General features: G+C 72.4%; 18 protein-coding genes. 7 read left to right on the top strand and 11 right to left on the bottom strand.

What is annotated here, in order from left to right; all coding sequences use genetic code 11:
• Nucleotides 1-18: 18 nt before the first annotated feature.
• The gene (locus tag ASD33_RS20890; RefSeq protein ID WP_056562411.1) at nt 19-1,308 is read right to left on the bottom strand and encodes a DUF3533 domain-containing protein; all 1,290 of its coding nucleotides are present in this window, start codon (nt 1,306-1,308) and stop codon (nt 19-21) included.
• A 333-nt stretch (nt 1,309-1,641) separates the two neighbouring features.
• On the opposite strand from ASD33_RS20890, the gene ASD33_RS20885 reads away from it, so the two are divergent.
• Nucleotides 1,642-4,179 carry an ATP-dependent Clp protease ATP-binding subunit gene (locus ASD33_RS20885; RefSeq protein ID WP_056562408.1) on the top strand — a complete coding sequence of 846 codons (2,538 nt, stop codon included), beginning with the start codon at nt 1,642-1,644 and terminating at the stop codon, nt 4,177-4,179.
• Between the two features lie 146 nt (nt 4,180-4,325).
• Here ASD33_RS20885 and fdhD read toward each other — a convergent pair whose 3' ends face one another.
• Both fdhD and ASD33_RS20875 read right to left on the bottom strand, forming a co-directional pair.
• Nucleotides 4,326-5,162 (bottom strand): formate dehydrogenase accessory sulfurtransferase FdhD, encoded by an 837-nt coding sequence (gene fdhD / locus ASD33_RS20880; RefSeq protein ID WP_056562405.1) that lies wholly within the window; start codon nt 5,160-5,162, stop codon nt 4,326-4,328.
• Between the two features lie 225 nt (nt 5,163-5,387).
• Nucleotides 5,388-7,739: an FdhF/YdeP family oxidoreductase gene (locus ASD33_RS20875; protein ID WP_107103764.1), complete on the bottom strand. Its 2,352-nt coding sequence runs from the start codon at nt 7,737-7,739 to the stop codon at nt 5,388-5,390.
• Nucleotides 7,740-8,007: 268 nt separating this feature from the next.
• On the opposite strand from ASD33_RS20875, the gene ASD33_RS20870 reads away from it, so the two are divergent.
• The 3 genes from ASD33_RS20870 to ASD33_RS20860 all read left to right on the top strand — a co-directional run bounded on the left by ASD33_RS20870 (nt 8,008) and on the right by ASD33_RS20860 (nt 10,547).
• Nucleotides 8,008-8,991, top strand: a complete 984-nt coding sequence (locus tag ASD33_RS20870) for a Dyp-type peroxidase (protein WP_056562400.1) — start codon at nt 8,008-8,010, stop codon at nt 8,989-8,991.
• A gap of 6 nt (nt 8,992-8,997) precedes the next feature.
• Complete coding sequence (locus ASD33_RS20865; RefSeq protein ID WP_056562396.1) at nt 8,998-9,840, top strand: family 1 encapsulin nanocompartment shell protein; 843 nt, start codon at nt 8,998-9,000, stop codon at nt 9,838-9,840.
• Nucleotides 9,841-9,911: 71 nt separating this feature from the next.
• Nucleotides 9,912-10,547 carry a DUF1345 domain-containing protein gene (locus tag ASD33_RS20860; RefSeq protein WP_056562393.1) on the top strand — a complete coding sequence of 212 codons (636 nt, stop codon included), beginning with the start codon at nt 9,912-9,914 and terminating at the stop codon, nt 10,545-10,547.
• Between the two features lie 111 nt (nt 10,548-10,658).
• Here the strand turns inward: ASD33_RS20860 and ASD33_RS20855 are convergent, their stop codons facing one another.
• From ASD33_RS20855 to ASD33_RS20845, 3 genes are all read right to left on the bottom strand, one after another.
• Nucleotides 10,659-11,501 carry a hypothetical protein gene (locus ASD33_RS20855; protein WP_056562389.1) on the bottom strand — a complete coding sequence of 281 codons (843 nt, stop codon included), beginning with the start codon at nt 11,499-11,501 and terminating at the stop codon, nt 10,659-10,661.
• Nucleotides 11,502-11,504: 3 nt separating this feature from the next.
• Nucleotides 11,505-11,972, bottom strand: coding sequence for a GreA/GreB family elongation factor (locus ASD33_RS20850; RefSeq protein WP_056562386.1), 468 nt, complete (start codon nt 11,970-11,972; stop codon nt 11,505-11,507).
• 154 nt (nt 11,973-12,126) lie between these two features.
• Nucleotides 12,127-13,395 (bottom strand): serine hydrolase domain-containing protein, encoded by a 1,269-nt coding sequence (locus ASD33_RS20845; RefSeq protein WP_056562383.1) that lies wholly within the window; start codon nt 13,393-13,395, stop codon nt 12,127-12,129.
• 151 nt (nt 13,396-13,546) lie between these two features.
• Here ASD33_RS20845 and ASD33_RS20840 point away from each other — a divergent pair, with 151 nt between their 5' ends.
• Entirely contained in the window at nt 13,547-14,191 is a 645-nt protein-coding gene (locus ASD33_RS20840; protein ID WP_056562380.1) for a hypothetical protein, read from the top strand.
• A 77-nt stretch (nt 14,192-14,268) separates the two neighbouring features.
• Entirely contained in the window at nt 14,269-14,652 is a 384-nt protein-coding gene (locus ASD33_RS35530; protein ID WP_056562377.1) for a VOC family protein, read from the top strand.
• Between the two features lie 98 nt (nt 14,653-14,750).
• On the opposite strand, the gene ASD33_RS20830 is transcribed toward ASD33_RS35530, so the two are convergent.
• Nucleotides 14,751-16,157, bottom strand: a complete 1,407-nt coding sequence (locus ASD33_RS20830) for a TerD family protein (RefSeq protein ID WP_079044906.1) — start codon at nt 16,155-16,157, stop codon at nt 14,751-14,753.
• Between the two features lie 115 nt (nt 16,158-16,272).
• Between ASD33_RS20830 and ASD33_RS20825 the strand changes: the two genes are divergently transcribed.
• Nucleotides 16,273-16,629, top strand: coding sequence for a hypothetical protein (locus ASD33_RS20825; RefSeq protein ID WP_056562373.1), 357 nt, complete (start codon nt 16,273-16,275; stop codon nt 16,627-16,629).
• Nucleotides 16,630-16,653: 24 nt separating this feature from the next.
• Here the strand turns inward: ASD33_RS20825 and ASD33_RS20820 are convergent, their stop codons facing one another.
• The 4 genes from ASD33_RS20820 to ASD33_RS20805 form a co-directional block, all read right to left on the bottom strand.
• Complete coding sequence (locus ASD33_RS20820) at nt 16,654-17,181, bottom strand: hypothetical protein (protein WP_242427147.1); 528 nt, start codon at nt 17,179-17,181, stop codon at nt 16,654-16,656.
• A 64-nt stretch (nt 17,182-17,245) separates the two neighbouring features.
• Complete coding sequence (locus ASD33_RS20815; RefSeq protein WP_056563150.1) at nt 17,246-18,337, bottom strand: serine protease; 1,092 nt, start codon at nt 18,335-18,337, stop codon at nt 17,246-17,248.
• Nucleotides 18,338-18,343: 6 nt separating this feature from the next.
• A complete protein-coding gene (locus tag ASD33_RS20810) occupies nt 18,344-23,848 on the bottom strand; it encodes a trypsin-like peptidase domain-containing protein (RefSeq protein WP_056562367.1) in 5,505 nt (1,834 codons plus the stop codon).
• A 202-nt stretch (nt 23,849-24,050) separates the two neighbouring features.
• Complete coding sequence (locus ASD33_RS20805) at nt 24,051-24,959, bottom strand: DNA/RNA non-specific endonuclease (RefSeq protein ID WP_079044905.1); 909 nt, start codon at nt 24,957-24,959, stop codon at nt 24,051-24,053.
• Nucleotides 24,960-24,998: the final 39 nt, after the last annotated feature.

The raw sequence follows: 24,998 nt of genomic DNA, 5'->3' as shown, positions 1-24,998 counted from the left end.
GGCTGATGCGGGGCCGGGTCAGGCCGGCTGCGGTGTGAGGCGGCGCAGGCCCCTGCGGTCGTAGTAGTGGGTCATGGCGAGGCCGAAGGCCAGCGCCAGGACGACGCCGACGGCGATCATGATCCAGCCGCGTGCCAGGCCCGCGTCCGCGCGGGCGTCGAAGTAGAGGATGGACCGCACCCCGGCGCTCAGCTGGTGCATCGGCTCGAAGACGCTCAGGAAGCGGAAGAAGCCCGGGGTGGCCTCCAGGGGCACCGTCGCCCCGGAGGAGGGGAGGGCCAGGGCGATGAAGACGAACATGGACACGAGCTGGCCGATGCCGCCGAAAGCGGCGTTGATGGCCTGGACGCCCAGACCGACGGCGGTCGTCGCGCAGTAGGAGAAGAGCCACAGCATCGGCAGGTGGGACGCGTCCATGCCGAGGACCGCGATCGTGGCCACCATCACGAGCGTGGTGGTGAGGACGGAGATCCCGGCCGTCATGAGCATCTTGAGGACGAGCGTCTGGGTGCGGCTGATCGGCACCGTGGGGTGACGGGAGTGCCAGGGGCCGATCTCGCTGTCCGCGTAGCCGAGTGCGGTGTCGACGCCGCTGTTGACGAGGTTGCCGCCGATGAAGCCGCCGAGGACGAGCAGCAGGGTGTAGTAGAAGGCCGACAGGCCCAGGCCGCTGTGCCGTCCGATCGGATGCCCGACGCGGGTGGTGACGCTCACCGGGTCGGTCAGCAGCAGCCGGGTCGTGGAGTCGGCGGAGGCGGTGGTGGGCGAGGCGGTGAGTTGCTTGCCGAGGGTCAGCGAGGTCTGGTGGGCCGCCGCCTGGCTGATCTGGGACGCCATCGACGAGCCCAGGCTGCCGAGCCCCGGGTTGGTGAGCACGGTGAGCGTCGGCCGGGTCTTCGCCCGTTCCGTGGTCAGGGCCGCGACGGAGGCGGTGAAGTCCTCCGGGACGACGAGGGCTCCGTAGACCTTCCCGGAGGCCAGCGCGTCCTGGGCCTCCGAGGGGTCGAGCCGCTGCCACTCCACATGGGTCCCCGAAGCGCCGGTGGCGGCGATGGAGTCGGTGATCCGGCGGCCCAGGTTCTGGCTCTGGCCCGGCAGCGGTTGTCCGCTGTCGGCGTCGACGAGGGCGATGGGCAGTCGGTGGAGGCTGTCGTTCGGGTTGAGGATGCCGCCCATGTAGAGGAATGCGAGGCCCAGGGCGACCAGGGAGCTCAGGACGGTGGGGACGAGCCACAGCTTGGGGCGCCGGACGAGGCTGCCGGCCCGGACCTGCGGGCCGGGGGTGTGCGGGGGGTTCTCGGACGTCATGGTGCCATCGTCGACGGGCGCGCGCCGGAGCCCGGGATTGCGGGCCGTACGGGGTGGGCGGGCGTGTCGGCGGGGCGGGGTGGCCGTGAGTCGGCCGGGGCCCTTCGCGGGGCTCGCCGGGATGCCGTCGGTGCCGGGGTCGGCCTCCCGGGGGCTCCGTGACGGACCTGACTCCAGCCCCGCCGCAGCCCCTGCCGCGCCCTCACCGCAGCCCCGCCGGGTCCCCGCCACGTACCCGCCACGGCCCCGGATCCCGGGGAATCCGTTCCGGTTGCGCGGCCCGGAACGTCACGTTTGAGTGGGTTCGACCCCCCATGCGTCCCTGGAGCTGAGATGTCGATGGCGTTCGGTTCACCCTTCGGTTCGTCCGACCCGTTCAGTGACATGCTGAACCGGTTCTTCGGAATGTCGCCGGCGTCGTCGCCGCCCGCCGTGCAACGCGTTCCGATCGGGCGACTGCTGACCGAGTCCTCGCACGAACTCCTCAACCTGGCCGCCCGCAAGGCCGTCGAGGACGGCACCTCCGACCTCGACACCGAGCACCTGCTGTGGGCGGCGACCCGCGTCGACCCCTCGCGCAGGCTGCTGGCCCAGGTCGGGGTGGACCCCGAGGCGCTCGCCGCCCAGCTCGACCAGGTGCTGCCCCGGGAGTCGGGCGAGCCCTCCTCGGAACCCGGACTCACCCCGGCCGCCAAGCGCACCCTCGCCGCCGCCTACGCGCGCTCGCAGCAGGCGGGCGTGTCGTACATCGGCCCCGAGCACATCCTCGCCGCCCTCCTCGACGACGCCGACTCGGGGGCCACCCGGATGCTCGGCGCCGACGACCACGACGTGAAGAAGCTGCGCGGCCTCACGGACCGGGCGGCCGGCTCCGACGGCGGCGCCCCGGCGGCCGCGAAGGAGCCGGCGACGACCCTGGACGAGTACGGCAGGGACCTCACGGAGGAGGCGAAGGCCGGAAAGCTCGACCCGGTGGTCGGCCGCGCCGAGGAGATCGAGCAGACCATCGAGATCCTCTCCCGGCGCTCCAAGAACAACCCGGTGCTCATCGGTGAGCCCGGCGTCGGCAAGACCGCCATCGTGGAGGGCCTCGCCCAGCGGATCGTCGCCGGCGAGGTGCCCGACACCCTCAAGGACAAGCGGGTCGTGTCCCTCGACCTGTCCGGCATGGTGGCCGGCGCGCAGTACCGCGGCCAGTTCGAGGAACGCCTGAAGAAGGTCATCGAGGACGTCCAGAACGCCGGCGGCGAGATCATCGTCTTCATCGACGAACTCCACACCGTCGTCGGCGCGGGCGCGACCGGCGAGGGCTCGATGGACGCGGGCAACATGCTCAAGCCCGCCCTCGCGCGCGGCGAGCTGCACGTCGTCGGCGCGACCACCATCGACGAGTACCGCAAGCACATCGAGAAGGACGCCGCCCTGGAACGCCGCTTCCAGCCCGTCCTCATCCCCGAGCCCTCCGTCGAGGAGACCGTGCAGATCCTCGAAGGGCTCCGGGACGCCTACGAGGCCCACCACCAGGTCCGGTTCGCCGACGGCGCCCTCGCGGCGGCGGCCGAACTCTCCGACCGCTACATCAGCGACCGCTTCCTGCCCGACAAGGCCATCGACCTGATGGACCAGGCGGGCGCCCGCGTACGGCTGCGCAGCGCGGGCCGCTCCACCGAGGTCGTCAGCCGCGAGGACCGCCTCGCCAAACTGCGCCGCGAGAAGGACCAGGCCGTCGCCGCCGAGCAGTTCGACAAGGCCTCCGACCTCAAGCGCCGGATCGCCGAGGTCGAGGGCGAACTCGCGGGCATCGAGGAACGCCGCGAGGGCGTCGTCTCCGTCACCGCCGCCGACATCGCCGACATCGTGTCCCGCCGTACCGGCATCCCCGTGTCCCAGCTGACCGCCAGCGAGAAGGAGAAGCTGCTCAAGCTGGAGGAGGAGATGCACGCCAGGATCGTCGGCCAGGACGAGGCCGTCACCGCGGTCTCCGAGGCGGTGCGCCGCAGCCGCGCCGGCATGGGCGACCCGAACCGTCCCGTCGGCTCGTTCCTCTTCCTCGGACCGACCGGCGTCGGCAAGACCGAACTCGCCAAGACCCTCGCCGGCCTGCTCTTCGGCGACGAGGACCGCATGATCCGCTTCGACATGAGCGAGTTCCAGGAGAAGCACACCGTGGCCCGGCTCGTCGGCGCGCCGCCCGGATACGTCGGTTACGAGGAGGCCGGCCAGCTCACCGAGAAGGTCCGCCGCAACCCGTACAGCGTCGTCCTGTTCGACGAGGTGGAGAAGGCGCACCCCGACGTCTTCAACACGCTGCTCCAGATCCTCGACGACGGACGGCTCACCGACGGACAGGGCCGCACGGTCGACTTCCGGCACTGCGTCGTCATCATGACGTCCAACATCGGCGCCCACCGCATCCTCGCCCACGAGGGCGACGCCGCCGAGCTGAAGGACGAGCTGATGGAGGACCTGCGCGGGCGCTTCCTGCCCGAGTTCCTCAACCGGATCGACGACATCATCGTCTTCCACAGCCTCACCGAGGCGGACCTGTCGGAGATCGTCGGCCACCTCCTGGACCGCAGCAAGCACCGGGTGCACGCGCAGGGCATGACCCTGGAGGTCACCGAGGCGGCGAAGAAGCTCCTCGTCGCCCACGGCTACCAGCCGGAGTTCGGCGCGCGCCCGCTGCGCCGCACGATCCAGACGGAACTGGACAACCGCGTCGCCTCGCTGCTCCTCGGCGGGGAGGCCGACCCCGGCGACACGATCGTCGCCGACGTGATCGACGACTCGCTGCACTGCACGGTACGCAAGCACGAGGCCGGGACCGGGGCGAAGGCGGAGCCGGCGGAGAGCGGCGCGGTCGCCGCGTAGGCGTCCCCCGCCGCTCCCGGGCGACGGTCACGAGCCCGACCGGTACCGACCGGTCGGGCTCGTCCGTACGGCCCCCGCGCGGCACCGGTCGCGCGGAACGGCACCCCACGGCTCGGACGGCCTCCCACGACGTCGATCGCCGCAGGTCAGGCCACGGGCAGCGGATCGAGCCGCTCGTCTCCCGTGTAGACGTTCATCGACGCACCGCGCAGGAAGCCGACCAGGGTGAGACCGCTCTCCGCCGCGAGGTCCACCGCGAGCGAGGACGGCGCGGAGACCGCCGCCAGCAGCGGGATCCCGGCCATGACCGCCTTCTGCACCAGCTCGAACGACGCCCGGCCGCTCACCATCAGGACCGACCCGCGCAACGGAAGCAGGCCCTCCCGCAGGGCGTGGCCCACGACCTTGTCCACGGCGTTGTGCCGGCCGACGTCCTCCCGCAGGCACAGCAGCTCGCCCTCGGCGGTGAACAGCCCGGCGGCATGCAGCCCGCCGGTGGTGTCGAACACCCGCTGCGCCGCCCGCAGCCGGTCCGGGAGCGCCGCCAGCACGTCCGTACCGATGCGCAGCGGGTCCTCGGCCACCGACCAGGCGGCCGTGGTGCGCACCGCGTCCAGACTGGCCTTGCCGCACAGCCCGCACGACGAGGTCGTGTAGAAGTTCCGCTCCAGGGACGCGTCGGGGGCGGCCACACCGGGGGCGAGCCCGACGTCGACCACGTTGTACGTGTTGCCGCCGTCGGCGGTGGCGCCCGCGCAGTACCGGATGCCGGCCACGTCCGCCGCCGTGTGCACCACGCCCTCGCTCACCAGGAACCCGGCCGCCAGGTCGAAGTCGTCACCCGGGGTGCGCATCGTCACCGTCAGCGGCCGTCCGCCGACGCGGATCTCCATCGGCTCCTCGGCGGCCAGGGTGTCCGGGCGGTAGGAGGCGTCCCCCTCCCGCACGCGCAGGACGCGCCGCCGTACGGTCACTCGGCCCATGGTTCGCTCCTGTCCCCGGAGCGCCGCTCCGACGGTGTGTGTGGTGGTCGTGCCTGTTCGGGCGGCCCGGTACGACTCTGTCACGGGGCCGCGGCCGGCGCCGACCCCGGTACCGGTGTCAGGGGACAGTGGCGGGGAGGACGGATCGGTGGCGCCGATCACACAAGGAGAGAGGCTCTTGCGGTACTGCCCAGCGGGGCAGAGGGAGCAGGGGAGCGGGGGCGATCAGGCCGCCGGATCGATGGTCACCTTGACGTGCTTCATGATCGGCTGGTCGCTCTGGGTGCTGTAGTCGACGAGCGCGCACAGCACGTTCATCTCCGGCATGTACCCGGCCGCGCAGCCCCGGGGGATGTCGTACGGGACCGCCAGGTACCCCTTCAGGTGCCGCTTGCTCCCGTCCTTCGCGGTGCTCGTGATGTCCACGGGGCCCATGTCCGCGATCCCGCGCTCGCGCATGTCCGCGCGGTTCATGAAGACGAGCGTGCGCAGGTTCTTGATGCCGCGGTAGCGGTCGTCGTCGGAGTAGATGGTGGTGTTCCACTGGTCGTGGGACCGCATCGTGCCGAGCGCCAGGGTGCCCGCTTCGGGCACGACGTCGGGCAGCGGGGCACTGGAGAACTCGGCGAGGCCCGACGGGGTGAGGAAGACCAGCTCGCGGGCCGGCTGCCGGATGCGGAAGCCGAGCGGCAGACGGACCCGCCGGTTGAAGTCCTCGAAGCCGTCGAGGGCCCGGGCCATGGTGTCCCGGATGCGGTCGTAGTCCTCGATGTACCACTCCCAGGGGGTGGCGCTGTCGGGGAGCGCGGCCCGCGCCATCCCGGCGACGATGGCCGGTTCGGACAGCAGGTGCGGCGACGCCGGGCGTTTCATGCCGAGGGACAGATGGACCATGCTCATCGAGTCCTCGACGGACGTGCTCTGCACGCCCTTGCGCTGGTGGTCCTTCTCGGTGCGGCCGAGGCAGGGCAGGATGAGGGCCTGCTTGCCGTGGACGATGTGGCTGCGGTTGAGCTTGGTGCTGACCTGGACGGTGAGCCCGCAGTTCCGCAGCGCCGCGTAGGTGACCGGGGTGTCGGGGGCGGCCAGGGCGAAGTTGCCGCCCATGCCGACGAACACCTCGATCTCGCCGCGTCCCATCGCCTGGATCGTACGGACGGTGTCCATGCCGTGCTCGCGCGGCGGCTCGATCCCGCAGACCTCGCCGAGCCGGTCGAGGAAGGCGTCGCCGGGGCGGTGGTCGATGCCGCAGGTCCGGTTGCCCTGGACGTTGCTGTGACCGCGTACGGGCGAGGGGCCCGCGCCCTCCCGTCCCAGGTTGCCCCGGAGCAGCAGCAGGTTGACGATCTCCCGGACCGTGTCGACGCCGTGCTCGTGCTGCGTCAGTCCCAGGCACCAGCTGATGATGCTGCGGTCGGCGTCGCCGTACACCCGGGCCGCGTCGAGCACGTCGGCCCGGCTCAGCCCGGACTGCCGCTCGATCTCCTCCCACGGCGTGGCCTCGCACACCGCGCGGTACTCCTCGAAGCCCGAGGTGTGACGGTCGATGAACTCCCGGTCGAGCGCCCGGGGATCGGTCGCGGAGAGCTCCAGAATCGCCTTGGCCATGCCGCGGATCAGCGCCATGTCGCCGCCGATGCGCGGCTGGAGGTTCAGGGTGCTCGTCTTCGTCGCCTTGAAGAGCGCCATGTCCGTGAAGTCGTGCGGGACGATCGTGCGGGTCGCCGCCGCCTCCACGAGCGGGTTGACGTGCACGATCCGCGCGCCGCGGTCGTGGGCCTCGGCGAGCGCGGTCAGCATCCGGGGCGCGTTGGAGGCGGCGTTCACCCCGAAGACGAACAGCGCGTCGGCGCTCTCCCAGTCCTTGAGGTCGACCGTGCCCTTGCCCGTGCCGAGGGAGGCCTGAAGGGCACGGCCGCTCGCCTCGTGACACATGTTGGAGCAGTCGGGCAGGTTGTTCGTGCCCAGCTCACGGGCCATCAGCTGGTACAGGAAGGTGGCCTCGTTGCCGAGTCGCCCCGAGGTGTAGAACGACGCCCGGTTCGGGTCGTCGAGGCCGCGCAGCGCCCGGCCCACCACCTCGAACGCGTCCTTCCAGGTGATCGGCACATAGTGGTCCGAGGCCGGGTCGTAGACCATCGGCTCGGTCAGCCGGCCCTCGTTCTCCAGGTCGTAGTCGCTCCACTCGGCGAGCTCGGACACCGTGTGGGCGGCGAAGAACTCACGGCCGACCCGCTTGCGGGTCATCTCCCAGGTGACGTGCTTGATGCCGTTCTCGCAGATGTCCAGGTGGAGGCCCTTGGTGTCGTCGGGCCACGCGCAGCCGGGACAGTCGAAGCCGGACTTCTCGTGGTTCATCCTCATGATCGCGCGCGGCCCGTCGACCAGGGCCCCTTCGCGTACCAGGAACCCGGTCACGCTCTTCGCGGCGCCCCAGCCGGCGGCGGGGTGGTGGTAGGGGTGGAACTCGGGGTCCCCCTCGGGGGCGGGACCCACCCTGGGCTCCAGGGGCTCCGGCGCCTCCGCGGCGTTCTGCGCTTCCTGGTCGGTGCTCAAGGCGCTCCACCCTTTCACCATGGGGAAAACGGGCAAACAGGGGCATGGCGGAGGAATCGCCATCCTTCGGCAGGCTATGGCCGGGGGTGGGGGCGTGCCACTCGGGTGGGGGCGTGCCGCCCTTCGGTGTATCCCCGTGCGTGCGGCGCCCGCCTTCGGCGTATCCCCGTAGGTGCCCCGCCTCGCGCCCCCGTCGGGCTGCGGCTCCGATCGTGCGCCCCTACGCTGACGCTGTCCCTATTCTTCCCTCTTGTTGATCCTTGCTGATCACCTTCCGGCCGGGAGCGCCATGGTCGTCGTCCAGCCCGTCGTCACGTCGCCCACCCGGGCCGCCGTCTTCCTGGTGGCCACCGTCAACCCGGGCGGCGAGGCCACGGTGAGGGACGGGCTCCAGGAGCTGTCGTCCCTGACCCGCTCCGTCTCGTTCCGGCTGCGCGACGCCGGTCTCGCCTGCGTCGCGGGCATCGGGTCCGACGGCTGGGACCGGCTCGTCGGCGGCCCCCGCCCCCGCGAACTCCACCCCTTCACGCCGCTGGCCGGACCCCGGCACCGCGCCCCGGCCACCCCGGGCGACCTGCTCTTCCATCTGCGCGCCCGGCGCATGGACCTCTGCTTCGAGCTGGCCAGGCTGATCACGGACCGGCTGGGCGGCGCGGTGACCGTCGTCGACGAGGTCCACGGATTCACCTACTTCGACGAACGCGACCTCCTCGGCTTCGTCGACGGCAGCGAGAACCCCTCGGGCGCGGTGGCGGCCGGAGCCGTCCACATCGGCGACGAGGACCCCGGCTTCCGCGGCGGCAGCTATGTCGTGGTGCAGAAGTACCTCCACGACATGGGCGCCTGGGACGCGCTCACCGTGGAGGAACAGGAACGGGTCATCGGGCGGGCCAAGGCGTCCAACGTCGAGATGCCCGACGACGTCAAACCGGCGAACTCGCACGTCGCGCTGAACACGATCGTCGACGAGGACGGCGTGACCCGGCAGATCCTCCGCGCGAACATGCCGTTCGGGCGGGTCGGCGGCGGCGAGTTCGGCACGTACTTCATCGGGTACGCGCGGACCCCCTCCGTCACCGAACGGATGCTCCGCAACATGTTCCTCGGCGACCCGCCGGGCACCACCGACCGCATCCTCGACTTCTCCCGGGCCGTCACCGGCGGCCTCTTTTTCGTGCCGAGCGCCGACTTCCTCGACGACCTGCCGGCCGCGCCGCCGGACGCCGCCCGCCGGGGGGAGACCCTCGGCATCGGCGGCCTGAAAGGAGCCTGAGCACCCATGACGACCCCCGACACCACACCCGCCGCGCCGCACGGACTCACCACGAACAACCTGCACCGCGAACTCGCCCCGATCACCCCGGCGGCCTGGGCCGAGATCGAGGAGGAGGCCCGCCGCACCTTCCGGCGGAACGTCGCGGGACGCCGGGTCGTCGACGTGCCCGACCCCGGCGGTCCGGAACTCTCCGCCGTCGGCACCGGGCACCTCACGGAGATGAGCCCGCCCGCCCCCGGCGTCACGGCGCACCTGCGCGAGTCGAAGCCGCTCGTCGAGCTCAGGGTGCCGTTCACCGTGTCGCGGGCCGCCGTGGACGACGTCGAGCGCGGGGCCAAGGACTCCGACTGGCAGCCCGTCAAGGACGCGGCCCGCGCGATGGCGTTCGTCGAGGACCGGGCGATCTTCGACGGGTACGGGGCAGCCGGCGTCGACGGTCTCCGCGCCCGCTCCTCGAACCCGGTGGTACGGCTGCCCGCCGAGCCTCGTGACTACCCGGACGCGGTGAGCCGGGCGCTGACGGCGCTGCGCCTCGCCGGCGTGGACGGCCCGTACGCCCTGCTCCTCGGCCCCGACGAGTACCGCGCGGTCAGCGAGACCTCCGACCACGGCTACCCGATCGCCGCGCACCTCGGGCGGATGCTGGACGGCTCCCCGATCTGGGCCCCGGCCCTCAGCGGCGGTTTCGTCCTGTCCACGCGGGGCGGCGACTTCGAGCTGGTCATCGGCCAGGACCTGGCGATCGGCTACACGGGGCACGACGCGACCAGCGTCCAGCTTTACTTCCAGGAGACGCTGACGTTCCGGACCTACACGGACGAGGCCGTCGTCGTCCTGGAAGGCTGACGGCCCCGGTCCGGGCCCGCGCCTCGGCCCCACCCCGCCCCCACCCCAGCCCGGAGCCCGGGAGCCGCGCCATGATCCCTCGGTTGCTGTTCGCCGCCGTACCCCGGCTCGCCGCGTCCATGGTCGTCGGTGCGGCGGCCGGCTGGCTCGTCGCCGCGCTCACCCACGTCCCCCTCGGCATCCTCACGGGGATCGCCGTGGCGGAGACGCTGTTCGTCGTCGCCGGGTGGATCGCCCTGTGGCCGATGGACGCGCTGACCACCCACCGCAACGTACGCCGCGAGGAGTTCCGGCCCGTCGTCGAGGAACTCGCCGTCGTGGGCACGGCGGTGAGCGGTCTCGTGGGCATCGTCGCCCTGCTCCTGGTCGGCAGGTCCGACCTGAGCCACGCCGCCGCCGCGACGGCGCTCGCCGGCGTGTTCATGGCCTGGGCGGCCCTGCACCTGATGTACGCCACCCGATACGCGTACCTCTACTACCGGAAGCCGGGAGGCGGCATCGACTTCAACGCCCCCCGGTCCCCGCGTTACAGCGACTTCCTCTACTTCAGCTACAACCTCGGCATGACCTACCAGGTCTCCGACACCAACGTCTCCGACACGACGATCCGCTCGGTCGCCCTGCGCCACTGCCTGCTGTCGTACGTCTTCGGCGCGAGCATCCTGGCGACCACGATCAACCTGGTCACGGGCATCGTGACGGGCTGAGGCGGCGGACCGCCCGGAGCGGTGGACCGCCGGGGGCGGTGGACCGCCGGGCGCGGGCGAGCGGGAGGCCCGACCGGGCGGTGCGGGCATCCGGGGCGCCCGTCGGACCGGTCAGCCGCGCCACCACGGTTCGCGTACGTAGAGGCTCTCGACGCCCACACAACCCAGGCCGTTGGAGACCTCGTCCGTCGCGAGGTTCCAGCCGACGACGCCGTTGCCCTTGCGGCCCAGCTCGATCAGCCGGTCGCTCGTCGTCCGGGTGCCGTCCGTGACCTGGCACTCGACGATCGAGGTCCACGCCCGGCCGTCGAGCGCCGACGCGAAGGCCAGGAACGGCAGGACGACCACGGTCAGTCCGAGTGCCACCCACTGCTCCACACCGGCGGCCCGGCGCAGCCAGGCGGGCGGCCGGTACGCGCTGTCCGCGCCCGGACGGCTCCGGTGGTGGTGGGAGCGCCGCCGCCCCGTGCGGTACTCCACGACGACGCCCTGGCGGAGCGCGTACGCGGCGAGTCCCGTGCCGAGTCCCCACCACGGGCCGAAGAGACAGGCGTCGATCACGCCGACGGCGACCGGGTTCACGATCGTGAGGGCGGCGCGCCGGGCCGCGCCGACGAAGCCACCGCCGAGCGGGACGGCGCCGCGCGCCGCGAACAGGGCGAAGACCACCCGCGAGATGACGACGGCGAGGACCGAGCCGAGCAGCGGGTCGGTGATCATCATGCCGATCAGGACGTCGGGCCAGTTCGCGAGCTCCATGCCGACGAACACGTCGCGGACGGCCTCTCCGCCGCCGACGGTGTACGCCACCTTGGTGACCGGCACCGCGAGCGCCAGGGCGAGCAGGACCGTGTGCCCCGGACCGCCCCTGCGATCGGCCTCCTTGACCTGCTCCTGATCACGGGCCTCGGCCTCGGCCCCCGAGTGGTCCCCGTCGGGTCGTGGGTCCGGCACCGGTCAGTCGCCGAGCGACAGGACGAGAACGGTGGCCGGCCCGTCCGGCGTCACGTATCCGACGGTGTCGCCCGCGCGGTGGCCGAGCAGGGCGCTGCCGAGCGGGCTGTCGGCGGTGACCATCGTCCGGTCGAGGACGGCGGCGACCTCACCGATCTGGACGGTGGTGTCCGTGCCGTCCTGGAACCGTACGGTCACCGTGCTGCCCACGCCGATCGCGTCCGTACGGGGTGCTCCGGCGGCCTTCGCCTCGCTCAGCCGTCCGTGGATCTCCTCGATGCGGCGGTCCAGGCGGTCGAGTTCCGTGGCGCGTTCGAGCTCGTCGGCCTGGTCGGCGCGGTCACCGGTCTGGTCGCCGCCCCCGCCCCGCAGGGTGACGGCGACGGCCTCGCGTTCGGTGCGCAGATCGTCGAGTTCCCGCTCCAGTGCCTCGCGGGCGACGTCGCTGATGGGCTCGGGTCCACCGGTCATTCCTGCTCCCGTTGTACGGCGGCACGGCTGCGTGCCACAGGTCAAATGCGGCATTTCCGACATTATCAGCAGGGTTGTCGCGCGGCGGGGGAGGGAACCCCGCGACGGTCACTCCGCGCCCGGGTCCTCGGTCACTCCGCGCCCGGCCGGTCGCTCACTCCGCGCCCGGGTCCTCGCTCGGCGGAGCCGCCGGGACCGGGATGTCGTAGACGTGGTCCGGCGTCACGATCTGGGTGACGGCCTTGCCGAAGAGGGTGCTGGGGGCGCTGCCCTCGTGCGTGACGTCCGTGTTGAGCAGGATGACCAGGGTGGCCTTGGCCTCCGGCAGATAGACCGTCAGGGACTGGTAGCCGGGGAGGGAGCCGTTGTGGCCGATCCAGCCCTGGATGTCGAAGATGCCCAGCCCGTATCCGGAGCCGGGGGTGTCCCCCGGATAGACCCTGAGGCGCTCGGCCTGGGTCTTCGGGGTGAGCAGCGTCCCCGTCGCCACGACCCGGGCCCAGGTCCGCAGGTCCTGGAGGTCGGAGATCATCGCGCCGGCCGCCCAGCCCCAGGACGGGTTCCAGTCGGTGGCGTCCTCCAGCTGCCCCGAGGCGGTCTGCTCGGTGTAGCCGTGGGTGTGCGGGCTGGGGAAGGCGGCGTCCGTCGGGAAGGACGTGCGGGACATGCCCGTCGGGCCGACGATGTTCTTCCGGATGAAGTCCTGCAGCGGCATGCCGCCGACCTTCTCCACGACGAGGCCGAGGACGACCGTGTTCGTGTTGGAGTACTCGAACCCGGCGCCGGGCTGGAACTGGACCGGGTGCTCGAACGCGTAGTCGAGCAGTTCCTGTGGCGTGAACGAGCGCTCGGGGTTCGTGGTCAGCGCCTTGAAGAAGTCCTCGTCCGCCGTGTAGTTGAAGAGGCCGCTGCGCATGGCGGCGAGTTGGCGGAGGGTGATCTTGTCGCCGTTCGGGACGCCGTCGACGTACCGGGAGATCGGGTCGTCCAGACCCACCTTGCCCCGGTCGACGAGCTGGAGCAGCGCGGTCACCGTGAAGGTCTTGGTCTCGCTGCCGATCCGCATGTACAGACCGGATTCCATCGGCCGGTGGGTCTCCGTGTCCGCGACGCCGAAGGACCGGATGTACGTGCCCTTCCCCGGGGCCGAGAGGGCGACGGTCACGCCGGGAACCCCGGCTTCCTTCTGCACGTCCTGGATCGCCTGGTCGAGGCGGGCGGCGACGGCCGGGGTGAGTTCGGGGAAGTCCGACCGGGCCGACGCGGAGGCGGAGGGCGCGGCCGGCGCGGCGAAGGGGGCGGGGACGGGTGGGTCGGCGGCGAACGCAGTCCCCGCGCCGGCCGGCGCGGCGAAGATCCCGAGAGCCGCGATCCCCGCGACTCCCGCGCAGACGCGCCTGCGGCATGTGCGTGAGCACCTCACGGCGGGCCTCCCGCCTGCCGGGGACAACTCCACCTCCAGGCTAGGCCGGGTCGAACGGGCCCGCTCGGTGACCTCGCGTCATGGTCTGTTACGTTGCGGATCCCCGGGGCGCGGAGGGCGGCCGGGGCACGAAGGCGAGGGAGACCGCACGATGGCCGTCATCCACCACACCACCCTGCGTCCGACGAAGCTGGAGCTGCTCACCGAGTGGCTCCCGACCCGGGAGTGGTACGCCGGTACGGAGCCGCGGCCCGCGAAGGCGGGGGGCTTCCGGCTGGACGACCCGGCGGGCGAGGTCGGCATCGAGTTCATGGTGGTGACGGACGGCGACGGCTCCGCGTACCTCGTCCCCATGACGTACCGCGCGGGCCCCCTGGAAGGCGCCGAGCACGCCCTCATCGGCACCTGCGAGCACGGGGTCCTGGGCACGCGCTGGATCTACGACGGAGCCCACGACCCGGTGCTCGTCACCCAGTTGTACGCGCTGCTCACCGGCCGCACGCAGGCGCAGGCGCAGTCGGAGACCGACACCCCCGACCGCACGGTCACGGTCGCGCCCGTCGCACCGGCGACCGGGTCGGAAGCGGAACTCGTACGGGCGGAGGACGGCCCCGCCGCCACCGACGTACGGGTACGGACCTCGGGAACCCCTCTCACCCTGCGGCTCCACCGCACCCTGACCCCGGCCACGGACGCGCCCCCGGCCGAGGCCCCCAGGCTCACGGCGGAATGGCACCTCCCCGAGGGAACGACGGCGCGGGGCACGTATGTGACCGTGCTCGGCGCCGACGGGTAGGTCAGCCCTACGGCCGCCCCCCCACGGGCGGAGTAATTCGGTGGCATGCGGTGGGGGATTCGGGAAGGGTCGCGCGCATGGTTTCTGTGGTGCAGAACGTGGCGATCGACTGTGTGAATGCTCATGAGCTGGCCCGGTTCTGGAGTGGTGTGACCGGCGCTCCGTCGGACCCCGAATGCCCGCCGGGGCACCCGGAGGCTCAAGTGCTGCCGGCGGAGGGGCCGGTGCTGTACTTCCACCAGGTGCCCGAGGCCAAGACGATCAAGAACCGGATCCATCTCTGCCTGCGCCCGGAGACCACGCGCGAGCAGGAGGTGCAACGGCTGCTGGGCCTCGGCGCCACCTTCGTCACCGACCACCGGAATCCCGACGGCACCGGGTGGGCGGTCCTCGCCGACCCGGAGGGCAACGAATTCTGCGTGCTGCGCAGCGCCTCCGACCGCGCCGCCACGACCTCCTGACGCTTCGCCGAGACGAGCGAGGTCGTTCCCTCCCTGGTCACGGGCGTGTGTCCCCGTGATCGAGGGAGGAGCGGTGTCATGGGTCGCCGACAGGGCGTTCAGCCCCCGAGGGGGTCCGGGGTGAGGGTGAGTTCCCAGTGGTGGCGGCTCTTGTCGATGACGATCAGGAGTGGCCCCTCGGGGATCCGGACCTTCTCCTTCACCCGGCGGCCGTTCCACGCGTGGACCAGCTCCTCGGCCGGGCGTCGCAGGTCGGAGGGGGTCTCGCCCTGGTGGTGGTTCAGCTGGAACCAGCCGTTGTGGCGGTCCGTCGCCCGGACCTTGAGCTGGGCCGCCGGGCCCGTGTGGAGGAACACCTCGCGGCCGCTTCCCTCGACCGTTCCGGCGCCGATCGGGCGGGCCGCCGACAGGGGCAGGACGGTGAGTTCCCACGTCCCGGAGTGACCCACCTTCAGCTTCACGGGGCCGCCCTTGCGCGGCGGAACGAGCAGCGCGCGGCCGTAGAAGTCGGGCAGCTCGGAGCAGAAGATGTCGTCGGAACGGCCCGGGATCTCGACGTGGAGGAACTGGTACTCCTCGACGCGCGCCTCCAGGAGCACCGGCGGGGAGTCCGGGGGGAACGGCAGGTCGACGGTGACCGTCTTGCCGCCCTTGCCACGGAACTCCACCGGCTCGAATTCGAGGAATCCGGGTCCCCAGTAGGGGGTGGAGGCGGGCGAGAAGGGGGTCGGTGAGGTCGAGGTCGGCTCGGACGGCGGCGGGGTGGCCAGGAAGGCGGGCGCGGGTGCCGGTGCGGTGGTGGGTGCGAAGGGCGGCGTCAGCGTCGCGGTCGGCGGATGCGGGTGAAGGGATGCCGAGCCCGTCTTGGCCACGCCCTGGAGCGGTACCGGCCCGGCCGTCGCCAGCGGCACCGGCCCGGCTGCCGGAGCGGTCACCGGTGCGGCCGTCGGCTCAGTCCCCGGCGCGAGCGTCGGTGCGGCAGCCCCCGCCACGACGACGCCGAAGTCCGTCGCCAGCCCCGCCAGCCCCGAGTCGTATCCCTGACCCACCGCACGGAACTTCCACGCGCCCTCGCGCCGGTAGAGCTCCCCGAGCACGAAGGCCGTCTCGGTCGACGCGTCGGTCACGTCGTAGTGCGCGACGACCGCGCCGTCGGCCACCACCTGCGCGCAGAGCCCGGGCACCTGCCCGAACGTTCCGCCGTCGCAGGACCCGACGACCAGCACCCGCTGGACGGCCGGTTCGACCCGCGGCAGGTCGACCTCCAGCCACTCGGCGAGCTGCCCGCCGCCCTCGCCGCCGCCCAAGTGCCGTACGGCACCGGACGGGTGAGCGGGCTGCCGGTGGAAGACGATGTCGGCGTCACCGCGTACGACGCCGTTCGCGTCGAGCAGCAGGGCGGCGGCGTCCACGACCGGAATCCCGGGCACCCGGTGCCGCCCTACGGCGATCCGCAACGGGGCGACGGGGACGGGGACGTTGGCCCCCTTGGCGATGTGCGTCATAGGTCACATGGTGACAGTGAAGACGGTGTGAAGAAAAGATCGTCGGCGGAGCGAGGGGCCGCCGTGCCCGTACCGGGACACGGAACCGGCGGCTCGACGCGAACGTCCCAACGCCATGACTCGGAGACCTGGACAGATCGTTCTCGCCCTCGCCCTGGCGGCCGGGGCACTCACGGGCTGCGCCCGCGCCGACAGCGGCGCGGGCGCGGACCGGACCCCAACGGCCGGCCGGACGATCGCCTTCGACCTCTACACGCATTGCGGCATCGAAGGGACCTACATCGGCTCGACGTGGTTCGCGGCGGACATCCCGCTCTCCGACGGCGAGGGGAACGCGGGGTGGGGCAACCCCTACCAGCACGGCACGATGACCCTGAAGTCCGAGACGGAGGCCGTCTTCACGGACGACGCCGGGCACGAGATCGTCTTCCACGCCCGACCGGAAAGCGCCCCCAAGCGCCTCTGCGCCTAGATCGTGTCCACAACGCGTTTCCTCCTAGCCCTCCACGCCGTGTTCCCTCAGGAAGGCGCCCGCGTAGGCTGCGGCCTCCTCCTTCGTCGGGTGGGAAGGGGTGGGGGTGGTCGGACCCAGGGTGCCGTTGGCGGACCGGGCCCGCCAGGTCCAGGTGCCCGATGTCCGGTCCTCCGTCAGTTCCGCTGTGCCGCCGAACAGTTCCAGGATCGTCGGGGGCGTCGCGGGTCGGCTGCCCACCGCGTCCGGCCATTTCTTCCGGGCGCCCTGGCGGGTGATGCCCCAGGCCGCTCCCAGTTGTTCGTAGCTTGCGCCGTACGCTCCGGCGGTGCCCGCGGCTGTCGCGGTGAGGTGTTTGACCCGTGCGTCCAGCACCTTCCAGGTGGCCAGGACCGACAGGGTCACTTCCACGGGATCCGCGTCCCACATGCGGTGTTCCGGCAGGCCCGTGGCGCGCGAGCGCAGGGCCGAAGCCAGGGGGTTGAGGGCGTCCAGGAGGGCCTTGTCGAGCGCGCCGCGCTCTTCCGGGGTGATCTCGGGCGACACTGTCATGTGACAACTGTAGTTTACGGATGCCGGGCGATGCAACTTTGGTTGTCGGATGTGCCGGGTGGCTTCAGACCCAGTTCACCTCCGCCGCCGCCAGCAGCGGGTCGTCCAGCAGTTCCCACAGGGGGACCGCGAAGTTCCCCGTGCGGTAGCGGCCGCCGAAGTGGAGACCCAGGACGCGGTGGTCGGTGAGGTCGAAGACCGGGGAACCGCTGTTGCCGCCCAGGGTCGAGCAGTCGTGCTTCATCACCAGGCCGCCCGGCGTGAAGTCCGTCGCCGTGCCCGGCTGCAGCCGCTTCACGTTGTAGACGTCCATGAAGATCCGGCGCATCGACTCCGGCTCGTTGCGCCGCCCGTCCCAGGCCGGATAGCCGATCACGTACACCGGGCGGCCCGGCACGCTCGCCGGCGGGTCCGCCGCGACCGCAAGCGGCGTGGGCAGACCGCCCTCCGCCGAGGGCTCGACCCGGAGCAGGGCCATGTCGACATCGGGGTGGATGCCGATGATCTCCGTGATCTCGTACGGGGCGGACGCCCCGGCCGTCGCGTCGCCGTCCACCGGCAGCTCCTCCGCGGGATCGACCCGCGCCGACATCCCGTACGCGAAGTTCCAGCGCCCCCCGTCACCCCCGTTCTCGTCCAACCGGCTGAACTCAGACGCCACGTGACGATTCGTCATCACCGTGCGTGGGCCGACGAGGAAGGCCGTTCCGATCCAGTCCAGGCTGGGGTGCCCGGTGACCTCGACCCGGCCCACCCGCGCCAGGGACTCCCGGATCGCCGGCCGGTGACCGTCCAGGATCGCCCACTCGTCCCGCTGCGGGGCGAAGTCCTGGCGCTGCACCAGGATCGCCGGGCGGCCCTCGAGGAGGACGATCGCCTCCACACCGAAGGTCTCGTCCCCGTCGAGCTCGTCCTCGCGGTGCGCGGCCAGCTTCTCCAGGCCGCTGACCCCGGCCTCAAGGACCCGGGCCCGCTCCTCGCGGGCGAACCGGGAGATCTCCGCCGCCGGTGCCGCCGCGGCGGGGAGTTCGTACGTGGACTCGGCGATCTCCGCCTCCAGTTCACCGCGCACCCGCGCGGCGACCTCCCGCAGATCGCCGAAGACCCGCTCGGCGGCGGTCGCGACCGGCGACACGTTCCGTGATCCGTTCGGCATGGTCACTCACCTCGGCTTCCCGTTGCTCCCGTCCCCCGGTGCCGGCCGCCCCGACTGGGCCGCCATGATCTCCTCGTACAACTCGGGCCGGAACTCACCGAGATGGGCGAGGATGCCGCTCATCTGGGTTCCGACGTTCACGAACCGTGTCCTGGCGCCCTGGAACTCGACGTCGTCGACCTTCTTGGTGCCCCGGTGCAGCCCCACGACCGTCCAGTCGTCGAGGCAGACCGGCGAGCCGGACGAACCGCCACGGGTGTCGGTGAAGTACAGGATGTCGTGCTCGTCGGCCCGGTACACCAGGTTGTTGCGCAGCGCGACGCGCTTCGGCAGGCCGCCCGGGTGCTGGATGATGTTGACCGGCACGCGCTGCCGCTCCCGTACCAGCAGCGGCCGGGTCGCGACCCGGAGCGTCGGCCGCGGCTCCTGGCCCGGCGCGAGCCGTACCACGGCGTAGTCCAACGCCGCGTCCCAGGCCGCCAGTTCACCGGCCGTCGCCTCCGGAGCGGCCGCCGCGTTCTCGACGAAGTCGAACCGTGAGCGCGACATCTGCACCTGGAGCCGCAGGTCCTCGTCGCTCACGTACGGCCGCACGCCCGCCTCCCGCGAACGGGCCATCACCACATGGTGGTTGGTGATCAACAGTCCCGGAGCGATCATCCAGCCCGTACCCCCGTGCGGATACGAGGGCAGCAGCGGCGCGCCCGACTCGTACGGCGGGATCCTGAGCAGCGCCACGGAGGCGCCCGCCCGGATGCCGCCGTGCAGGAACTCGTACGGCACGGTGTCGTCCTGGAGGACGATCTCCTCCTTCATCTCCCCGGGCATCATCTCCGCGGGAAGCTCCGCCTCACCGGTGATCGCGCGGGACACCGTGTCCAGCGCGCCCTGGAGGACCGCGCGCGGGCCCGGCTCCCGGCTGCCCTCGATGGCGTTGTGCAGCCAGATCTCCAGCGGCACGAGTCCGTCGATGAGCCGCTCGACCTGGTTCATCGCGTTCAGGTCGGCGTGGATCTGGTCGCGGGGGTCGGCCAGCGGCTCCAGGGTGGCCGTGAACGAGCCGGGGATCCCCTTGAGCAGGGCCGGGCGGAGGTCGCGGTCCGCCAGTCCCGCCTCCGTCGCGGCGTTGCGGACCCGGACGAGTTCGCTCTGCGGCAGGAACGGTTCCTTGCGGAGCGCGGCCCCGGCGGCGGTCGGCGGGGGACGCGCCCAGAGGCCGGCGCCGGCGCGTACGTACGTGGCCGTGGTGCCGCGGACCGCGCTGCCCCGCGTCGTCGCGGGACCCGCGAACGGGCCGGTGACGGCGGCGTCCCTGGCCTGGCGTGGGGTCGTCCCGCCGCCACCCGGACCTTCACCGCCCCCACTTTCGCCGCCACCGCCGCCGTACGCCGTCGGCCCGGCGTCCATCGCGGACGCGACCCCGAGGAGCAGGTCTCCGCTCTCGTCCCGGAGGGTCAGCACCTGCCGGGCGACGCTGTCCAGCGTGCCGCGCCGCCGTGCCTCCCGCAGGTCCCGCTCGATGCGGTCGACGTCCAGGTCGGCATCGGGGCCGGCGTCCAGGCCGGAGGAGTCGAGAACCACACCGGGACCGGCGTCGGCTCCGATGCCCGGGACGGTTCCCGCCCGGCCCTGCGGAGACGCCGCGCTGCCTCCCGCCGCCTCCAGAATGCGGGAGAGCGGCTCCCGGAGCGTCGGTTCGGCGGGGACGGTGGTGGCGATCCAGCGGGCCAGCTCGGTCACGACCGCCTCCTCGTCCGCCGGAAGCCCGACGAGACGCAGGGTGTGCTCCAGGAGGCGGGGGTCGGCCGGGCAGGCCGTGGCCGCCGCCGCACGGGCCAGCGAGGGCTGGCGGGCCAGTTCGGCGTCGGGCATCGCGCGCAGGGTCCTCGCGAGGCGTTCCCGCGCCGGGGAGGCGTCCAGGTCCGCCAGCGACGCGAGCCGGGACCGGGCGACCAGCACGCCGAGCGACTCGTACCGCAGCCCGAGGCCCGCCGCGATCTCCTCCGCCTCCTGCAGGTCCCGGTCCGCTCCCGCGAAGTCCCCGGCGTCCTGGGCGAGCCGCGCCGACAACTGGAGCAGTTCGAGCTGCGTCTCGGCACAGCCCGCCTCCGCGGCACCGTCCACCGCCCGCTCGACCCCCGCGCGCGCCTCCGGCGTCCGCCCGGAGCGGGCGAGGGTCTCCGCGAGCAGCGCGTGCAGCCTGCTGCACGGCGTCCACGGGCACCGCTCGGCGAGCCGCTGGGCCGCGGCGTCCACGTACCCCTGGGTGAGCAGGTCCTCGACCTCGCGGACGGCGATCCGCTCCCAGTCCTCCTGGTCGGCCTCCGTCATGATCTGGTCGGGTACGTGCCCGCCGATCCGGCCGAGGAGGAAGGCGGCGGAGCGGTGCGGCATCTCCTGGTGGGCGGTCCCCCCGAGGTACGGGACGACGTCCGGTTCCCAACGGGCCTCGACCGTACGGGGGTTCTCGCCGAGGCGCAGCCGGTGGTAGATCTCCTCCGCGCGGTCCCTGGCCCCCTCGCGGGCCGCGTAGTACGCGACGGCGCTGCGGTCCACCGCCCGCATCAGGTCTGTCCGGGCGCTGTCCGAGAGGCGCAGCATGATGGTCCGGAGGTCGGCCCGGTGGCGGATGGCCTGGGGGCCCGCCGGTTCCATCAGATCGACCCGTGAGGTCAGCAGCCCGTACAGGCGGCGGGCCTCCGCCGGGGTGCCGACCCGCAGCCCCGCCGGCCCGGCGAGCACCTCCTGGACCAGCGCGGGGGTGATGAACCGCAGGGCGAGGCCCGCCTGGACGAGGGCCCGGACGTCGTCCTCCGGGATGTGCTTGAGGATGCGGTCGTACAGCGTGCCCTGGATGAGCATCTGGTCGACCTGGCGGTCGAAGTAGCGGCGCCTGGACGGGAGTCCGCGCAGCAGGCCGCCGATGTCGGGTGCGTCGGAACCCACGGCGACCGCCGTGCGGGCCGCGAGCTTGAGGCTCAGCGGGTGGCCGCCGATCCGCTCCGCGAGGTCCTCGGCGAGCGACTCGTCGAGGACTCCGGACGACATCAGGAGGTCCACCGAGGCCTCGTGGTCGAGTTCGGTGAGCTCCATGGTGCGCGGGGTGAGGACCCGGGCCGGGTGGTCGATCGGCGCCCGCCCCGAGACGATGAACCGCAGCCGCGGGTATCCCGCCCGCAGGGCCGTCCAGATCGCCCACATCCGCGCGATGACGGGGGAGCCCCGGTACTGGGCCTCCTCGAAGGAGTCGACGACGACGAGGAACGGCGGCGCCGTCCCGCCGGGTGCGGAGCGGACCGCTTCGTGGACCGACGAGGCGACGCGGTGGGCGAGTTCCTGCTCGCGGGCGCTGGCGCGGGCGTGGAAGTCCGAGGAGTAGTCGCGGCCGATCGTGGCCCGGGTGCCGGCCAGCTGGTACAGCCCGTCGAGCTCGTTGCGTTCGGCGCGCTGCACGGCGGCGGTCCGCTCCGCGTCGTCCGCGAGCGCCTCGAAGACGGCGTGCTGCGCGGGGTACTGGACGCCGAGCTGCCGGGCGGTCTCCGCGATCACGGTGGCGGGTTCGTGGACGGACAGCGTCGGGCGCGCGAAGTCGATGTACGCGAAGGGGAATCCGGCGGGGGAGGCGGCGGCGAGCGCGTCGACGAGGAACCTGGCGAGCAGGGTGCTCTTGCCGATGCCGCCGATGCCGTGCAGCAGGACCGGAGGCTCCGCCGGCTCCTCGGGCAGGGCGAGATAGGCGTGCAGGGCGTCGAGTTCGGCGGTGCGGCCGTGGAAGGTGCCCCGGACGAGGCGGTGCATCGGCTGGAGCAGCCGGGCCTTCTCCAGCCGGTGCTGGACGTCGTCGACGGCGGGCAGCCCGCTCACGCCGGGCACGCGGCCGAGCCAGAGGACGGCTTGGAGGGTGTCGGAGAGGGCGTCGACGTCCGCGGCTGTACGCGGATCCGTAGCCGTTCCGACGACGGCTCCCGTACCCGCATCCGCACCGGCATCCGTACCCGCGCCCGTGAGCAGCATCAAGGCCGTACGTTCCGGCCCCGGCCCTTCAGGTCGCAGGCCGAGATTCGTCCGCAGGGCCCTGAGGGCGGACGCGGGGCCCGCGAACCCCGTCAGTGCCGCGTCCCGGACCTCCGGCTTCAGGGTCCATACCGTGGCGCCGGGGGAGGGGAGCGCCGTGCAGTCGTCGACGAGCTCCAGGACGGCCCGTCCGGTCGGGCGCTCCTCGCCGGGCAGGCGGAGCAGCGCGGGGTCGAACTCCTGGAGCAGGCAGGCGGCCTCACGGTAGGAACGGCGGGGTTCGAGGACGGTGCCGGCGGGCGTGGCGAGGGTCGCGCGCAGGGTGTCGCGCAGCAGGTGACCGGCATCGCCGGGCGGCGGTGACGCCGGGGGCAGGGACCGGTGGAACCGTACGACGTCCTCCACCGCCGTACACAGGCGGCGCATGTAACTGTCTCTGCCGGAAGGGGAGTCGGCGGCACGGAGCACTTCGGCGACGGAGGTCTCGACGAGTTCGTGGACGGCTCTCTCCTGTCCCTCTCCGCCGGTGTCGGCGAAGAACTCGGTGAAGAAGGACCTGAGATCGGCCTCGTTGGCGACGCGCGTGGTGTCGCGGCACTCGTTCTTGCGTATCTCGTAGGGGAGTTGGCGCATCGTCGTCGCGTAGCCGAGCAGGACGAGGCGGGGCACGGTGTCCGCGCGTACCGGCGTGTGCTCGTAGATGGCGCGCGCCAGGACGCCGATGGCGTCCCACACGTCCGCGTGCGGGTCGAGCCGGTCGCAGTCGTCGAGGACCAGCCAGAAGCGTTCCTCGGCGGCGGTCGCGCGGGCGACGATCCGATGGGCGGCGTCCTCGAACGAGGGCAGTGGATCGTTCAACCGTGTGGGATTCAAAGGGAATCCGTCGGACTCCGGCCCCGCCACGAAGGCCGAGAGCCGCTCCAGCAGACGCGTCGCCGTGGAGGTGCGCGACAGGGTGACCCGTACCGGACGGAAGTCGAGGTGCTGGCCGAGATGGCGGATCAGCTCGTACGTGTAGGACCGGCCGCTGTCCGGGGGGCCGTCGACGACGAGCACCGTCTGCTCCGGGTCGGCCAGGAAGCCCCGGAGCTTCTCGCGCAGTTCGCTCCGGTCGAGGAAGACCTCGGTGCCGTGCTTCAGGAGCAGGCTGTCGAAGGGGTCCCGGGGCGAGCGCCGCAGCCGTTCGTCCTCCCGCAGCCGGGTGAGCAGGTTCCGGGCCTCGGCACCCTGCTCGAAGGCGCGCGGATCGTCGATGGCGGCCAGCGCGTCGAGTCCGGCGAGGACGGAGAGCAGCCGGCGCTGGTGGGCGATGTCACGGCGGGCGGCGGCGACCACGAGGAGGGCGTTGCGGCCCGGGTCGGGGGTGAGCGGCAGATCCGCGACGAAGTCGGCGGGGAGACCGGCGCGGAGCAGCCGTTCGCGTGGCTCGGGGGTGTCGAGGAGATGGTCCCGCACCCAACTGGCGACGAGCCCCCACTCGGTCTCCGTGAGCGGCATACCGCACCTGCCCGGCGCTCTTCGCGCAGCGCCGGTCGCTCCGGCGCCGGGACGTGAAGGACCGGCCGTGCGCACCCCGAGCGGGTCGTGGCGACCACCCCGGGCGATCGTGGCGGCCGATCCCTTCATCGCTCTGTCGATTTCATCGTTTCACCGGGCCGGGAAGCCCGCAATCGCTGCCCGGTGGCTTCGTCGCCGCAGGTCAGGGGTGCAGTACGAGGTCCTCGTACGTACGCAGGCGCCGCCAGCGGTCCTCGGGCGCCCGGGTCGGCGGCATGACGTCCACGTCCGGCAGCGGCCCGAACTCCAGCTCGGTGATCTCGGCGACGTCCGCGACGGGCACCTGATAGGTGCGGAACGGCCCGAGGGGCGGCGGCGCCCCGGCCTTCGCCCCCGCCAGGGCCCGTTCCGCGTCCCGGCTGAGATCGGGACTCTGGTCGAGGACGTACGCGGCGGCGGCGAGCGCCCCGTCCTGCATGAACGCGGCCACCTTCCAGAAGCGCATCGGCACCTGGATGCCCCGGTAGGGCGGGTCGGAGTCCTGGAGCACCGGGCCGGTGAGGACCGTCAGCCGGCGGTCGAAGGCGGCGGCGTGGTCGAGGAGGTAGTTCTCCAGCCCCTGCCAGAGCTGTTTGCCCTGGTTGAAGACATCGGCCTGGGGAGCGGCGTTGGTGAAGTGGAAGGTGTCCGTATTGGCGCGGCCGGCGACGGCGGCGGCGCCCCAGACCGGGTCGAGCCGCCGGACCAGATGGCCCCGGTCGAGGCTGTTGTTCCGGTAGACGTCGTCGCCCGCCTGCTGCTCCTCGGGCAGCCGGGGGTCGTACGACCAGACGTCGTCACGCGGTACGTCCTCCAGGAGTTCGCCGCCCTCGATGCACACGGCCGTGGAGGCGGCGAGCCGCCGGTCGGGCCGGAACACCACGGTGAAATGGGTGTACGGCAGGATCACCGTCGTGACCGCCTCCCGGGCCGGGAGCGGCAGCGGGACGACCGGGCCGAGGAAGGTCTCGTCGTATCCGGTGCGGTCGGCGAGCGCGTGGCGGGGGTCGGCGCCCGCGCGGCGGGGAGCACCGCCCGCGTCTGCGGGGGACAGCGGCTCGGAAGGGTTCATACGATGTAAGTACCGCGTGGAGAGGGCCGCGCTCGGCAC

The sequence above is a fragment of the Streptomyces sp. Root1304 genome, assembly GCF_001426405.1.
Lineage (GTDB): Bacteria > Actinomycetota > Actinomycetes > Streptomycetales > Streptomycetaceae > Streptomyces.
The sequence above is the reverse complement of the archived record's forward strand: the minus strand, read 5'-3'. Positions and strand labels throughout refer to the sequence as shown.

What these genes read in the sequence shown, in the direction of transcription:
- ASD33_RS20870 (WP_056562400.1), top strand. Translation starts at nt 8,008, where the DNA reads ATGGTCGTCGTCCAGCCCGTCGTCACGTCGCCCACCCGGGCCGCCGTC.
- ASD33_RS20840 (WP_056562380.1), top strand. Translation starts at nt 13,547, where the DNA reads ATGGCCGTCATCCACCACACCACCCTGCGTCCGACGAAGCTGGAGCTG.
- ASD33_RS35530 (WP_056562377.1), top strand. Translation starts at nt 14,269, where the DNA reads ATGGTTTCTGTGGTGCAGAACGTGGCGATCGACTGTGTGAATGCTCAT.
- ASD33_RS20805 (WP_079044905.1), bottom strand. Translation starts at nt 24,959, where the DNA reads ATGAACCCTTCCGAGCCGCTGTCCCCCGCAGACGCGGGCGGTGCTCCC.
- ASD33_RS20820 (WP_242427147.1), bottom strand. Translation starts at nt 17,181, where the DNA reads ATGACAGTGTCGCCCGAGATCACCCCGGAAGAGCGCGGCGCGCTCGAC.
- ASD33_RS20830 (WP_079044906.1), bottom strand. Translation starts at nt 16,157, where the DNA reads ATGACGCACATCGCCAAGGGGGCCAACGTCCCCGTCCCCGTCGCCCCG.
- ASD33_RS20890 (WP_056562411.1), bottom strand. Translation starts at nt 1,308, where the DNA reads ATGACGTCCGAGAACCCCCCGCACACCCCCGGCCCGCAGGTCCGGGCC.
- ASD33_RS20860 (WP_056562393.1), top strand. Translation starts at nt 9,912, where the DNA reads ATGATCCCTCGGTTGCTGTTCGCCGCCGTACCCCGGCTCGCCGCGTCC.
- ASD33_RS20825 (WP_056562373.1), top strand. Translation starts at nt 16,273, where the DNA reads ATGACTCGGAGACCTGGACAGATCGTTCTCGCCCTCGCCCTGGCGGCC.
- ASD33_RS20865 (WP_056562396.1), top strand. Translation starts at nt 8,998, where the DNA reads ATGACGACCCCCGACACCACACCCGCCGCGCCGCACGGACTCACCACG.
- ASD33_RS20815 (WP_056563150.1), bottom strand. Translation starts at nt 18,337, where the DNA reads ATGCCGAACGGATCACGGAACGTGTCGCCGGTCGCGACCGCCGCCGAG.
- ASD33_RS20875 (WP_107103764.1), bottom strand. Translation starts at nt 7,739, where the DNA reads ATGGTGAAAGGGTGGAGCGCCTTGAGCACCGACCAGGAAGCGCAGAAC.
- ASD33_RS20885 (WP_056562408.1), top strand. Translation starts at nt 1,642, where the DNA reads ATGTCGATGGCGTTCGGTTCACCCTTCGGTTCGTCCGACCCGTTCAGT.
- ASD33_RS20850 (WP_056562386.1), bottom strand. Translation starts at nt 11,972, where the DNA reads ATGACCGGTGGACCCGAGCCCATCAGCGACGTCGCCCGCGAGGCACTG.
- fdhD (WP_056562405.1), bottom strand. Translation starts at nt 5,162, where the DNA reads ATGGGCCGAGTGACCGTACGGCGGCGCGTCCTGCGCGTGCGGGAGGGG.
- ASD33_RS20810 (WP_056562367.1), bottom strand. Translation starts at nt 23,848, where the DNA reads ATGCCGCTCACGGAGACCGAGTGGGGGCTCGTCGCCAGTTGGGTGCGG.